The organism is Streptomyces populi (genome assembly GCF_002911015.1).
GTDB classification, from domain to species: Bacteria; Actinomycetota; Actinomycetes; order Streptomycetales; family Streptomycetaceae; genus Streptomyces; species Streptomyces populi.
In genome coordinates this window covers 1-3,409 of the sequence record NZ_KZ627067.1, presented here as the reverse complement: position 1 = coordinate 3,409, position 3,409 = coordinate 1, and the positions used below count along the sequence as shown (strand labels likewise).

The window sequence follows — 3,409 nt, the reverse complement described above, 5'->3', positions numbered from 1 at the left end:
GCCAGACCTGGAACAACGGCGGGGGCGGGGGCGGGGGCGGCCAGACGTGGACCAACGGCGGTGACGGCGGTGGCGGTGGGGGCGGCCAGACGTGGACCAGTGGTGGTGACGGCGGTGGCGGTGGGGGCGGCCAGACCTGGAACAACGGCGGGGGCGGGGGCGGGGGCGGCCAGACGTGGACCAACGGCGGTGACGGCGGTGGCGGTGGGGGCGGCCAGACCTGGAACAACGGCGGGGGCGGGGGCGGCGGTGACGGCCGCGAACCGGTGAACGGGAACGGGAACGGGCGGGGCGACGGCGCCGCCCAGGGCGACCAGCGCCTCTACCAGGGCCGGGTCACCGCCCGCGGCGGACTGGCCCTGCGCAGCGCGCCGACCCGCGGCAGCCAGCTGATCCGGGTCGCGCGGCAGGGTGAGATCGTCTCCATCTTCTGCAAGACCCCGGGCGAGACCGTCGACGGCAACCCGCTCTGGTACCTGCTCACCGACGGCACCTGGGCCTGGGGCGCCGCCCGCTACATCGACAACATCGGCCCGGCCCCCCGCTGGTGCTGACGCCCCGATGACGGACCGATGGCGAACCGGACCGGCCTGTTCGCCATGGCATGACGGGACTTCGGGTCGTCCGCTTGCTACGTTCCGGACATGATTCAGCCCGGAATGTCCGGAACGGCCGTGGCGGCGGACCCGGCCCCTCCCGCCGAACGCCTGCCCAGGCGCCGTGGCATCGAGCTCGCCCTCATCGTCGTCGCCGTCCTGCTCTGCGTGTACGGCTACTGCGCCGTCGGCCTCGCCCGGCACGGCGCCGTTCCGCCCGGCGCCGCCGGTTACGGCGCCGGGCTCGGCGTGCTCGCGCTCCTCGCCCATGTCGCCGTGCGCCTGCGGGCCCCGTACGCCGATCCGCTGCTGCTGCCCATCGCCGTCCTCCTCAACGGCCTGGGCCTGGTGCTGATCTACCGGCTCGACCTCCAGACCCCGGGCGACCGGGCCGCGCCCACCCAGCTCGTCTGGTCGACGCTCGGCGTCGCGCTCTTCATCGTCGTCGTGCTCTGCCTGCGCGGCCACCGGGTCCTCCAGCGCTACACCTACGTCTCGGTGGTCGGCGCGCTCGCCCTGCTCCTCCTGCCGATCTTCTTCCCGGCGGTGAACGGCGCCCGCATCTGGATCCGGATCGCCGGGTTCTCCATCCAGCCGGGCGAGTTCGCGAAGGTCCTGCTCGCCGTCTTCTTCGCCGGCTACCTCGCCGCCAACCGCAACGCGCTCGCCCACAGCGGCCGGCAGATCTGGCGGTTCCGGCGGCTCCAGCTGCCCACCGGCCGCGTCCTCGGTCCGATCGTGGCGATCTGGCTGCTCAGCGTCCTGGTCCTGGTCCTGGAACGGGACCTCGGAACCTCGCTGCTCTTCTTCGGCCTGTTCGTGATCCTGCTCTACGTCGCCACCGGCCGCAGCGGATGGATCGCGGTCGGGCTGCTGCTCGCCTGTGTCGGCGCGGTCGCCGTCGGCCGCCTCGAACCGCACGTGCACAGCCGGGTGCAGGACTGGCTGGACCCCTTCGCCTCGATCGCCGCGGGCCAGGGCCCCAACCAGCTCGCCCAGTCCCTCTTCGCGTTCGCCGCCGGCGGGATGCTCGGCACCGGTCTCGGGCTCGGACATTCGGCCCTCATCGGCTTCGCCGCCAAGTCCGACTTCATCCTGGCCACCGCCGGCGAGGAACTCGGACTGGCCGGTCTGTCCGCCGTCTTCCTCCTCTACGCCCTCCTCGTGGAACGCGGCTACCGCGCGGGGCTCGCGCTGCGCGACCCCTTCGGCCGGCTGCTCGCGGTCGGCCTCGCCTCGATCGTGGCGCTCCAGGTCTTCGTCATCGCGGGAGGCGTGACCGGCCTGATCCCGCTGACCGGCATGGCGATGCCCTTCCTCGCCCAGGGCGGCTCCTCGGTCGTCACCAACTGGATCATCGTGGCCCTGCTCATCCGGATCAGCGACTGCGCCCGCGGTCAGTACGACGGGACACCGGCACCATGACCAAGTACATCCGTCGGGCCGTCGGACTGTGCGCCGTCCTGCTCGTGGCCCTCCTGGTCAACGCCGCCCGGGTCCAGGTCGTCCAGGCCCCGTCGTACGACCTCAACCCCGCCAACCGCCGCCTGGCGATCGCCCGTTACGGCCAGCCGCGCGGGGACATCGTCGTCGGCGGCCGGACCGTCACCGGCTCCAGGGACACCGGCGAGCAGTTCCGTTACGAACGGACGTACCGGGACGGCCCGTTGTACGCGTCCGTCACCGGCTTCGCCTCGCAGCTGTACGGGACCACGCTGCTGGAGGGCACCGAGGACGGCGTCCTGTCCGGCAGCGACCCGATGCTCGCCCCGTACCCCCTGCTGAACGGCCTCACCCGGGCCCGCGGTGCCGGCGGCAGGGTCGTCACCACCCTCGACCCGGCGGCGCAGCGCGCCGCCTACGAGGGGCTCGGCGCCCGCCGGGGCGCGGTCGCCGCGATCGAACCGTCCACCGGCCGGATCCTGGCCCTGGTCTCCACCCCGTCGTACGATCCCGCGCAGCTGTCCGGGACGGGGCGGGCCGCGTCCCGGGCGTGGGAGCGGCTGAACGGCCGGGCCGACAAGCCGATGCTCAACCGGGCGATCCGGCAGACGTATCCGCCGGGGTCGACGTTCAAGGTGCTGACCGCCGCGGCGGCGCTGGACTCGGGCGTGGTGGAGGACATGGACGCGCCGACCAGGTCGCCGGACCCGTACCGGCTCCCCGGCACCACGACGAGGCTCACGAACGAGACCGAGGGCTGCGCGGACGCCTCCCTGCGGTACGCCTTCACCTGGTCCTGCAACACGGTCTTCGCGAAACTGGGCGTGGACGTCGGGCTCGACGGCATGACGAGGACGGCGGCGGGCTTCGGCTTCAACGACCGCAAGCTGCGCATCCCCTTCTCGGTGGTGCCCAGCAACTTCGATCTGCGGCTCGACGACGCACAGTTGGCGCTCTCCTCCATCGGTCAGTTCGACACCCGGGCGACTCCGCTGCAGATGGCGATGATCTCGGCGGCCGTCGCGGGCGACGGTTCGGTCAAGACGCCCTACCTGGTGGAGCGGACGACCACGCGCGACGGGGCGACGCTGGCCACGGCAGGTCCGCAGCTCCTCCACCGGGCGATGAGCGCGTCGACGGCGCAGCGCATGCGCGAGCTGATGACCGACGTGGTGGAGAGGGGTACCGGGACCGTGGCCGCGATCCCCGGCGCCGTCGTCGGCGGCAAGACCGGCACCGCCCAGCACGGCATCGGCAACTCCGGTACGCCGTACGCCTGGTTCATCTCCTGGGCTCGTTCCGGTGACTCCACGGAGCCCGCGGTGGCCGTCGCGGTGGTCGTGGAGGACGCGGCGGCGGAGCGGGGGGAC

The 3,409-nt window shown here is 73.1% G+C and carries 3 protein-coding genes; all 3 read left to right on the top strand.

Annotation, left to right across the window (positions count from 1 at the left end; genetic code table 11):
- Positions 1–554: SH3 domain-containing protein (locus tag CW362_RS45190; protein WP_240658354.1), on the top strand; the 554-nt coding region annotated here is incomplete at its 5' end.
- Positions 555–644: 90 nt separating this feature from the next.
- Positions 645–2,021 (top strand): FtsW/RodA/SpoVE family cell cycle protein, encoded by a 1,377-nt coding sequence (locus tag CW362_RS42545; protein WP_240658353.1) that lies wholly within the window; start codon positions 645–647, stop codon positions 2,019–2,021.
- Positions 2,018–3,409, top strand: a 1,392-nt coding sequence (locus CW362_RS42540; RefSeq protein WP_103554926.1) for a penicillin-binding transpeptidase domain-containing protein, incomplete at its 3' end; no start/stop codon positions are given. The genes CW362_RS42545 and CW362_RS42540, both read left to right, overlap by 4 nt.

Coding starts and splice junctions, on each gene's coding strand:
- CW362_RS42545 (WP_240658353.1), top strand. CDS start 645: ATGATTCAGCCCGGAATGTCCGGAACGGCCGTGGCGGCGGACCCGGCC.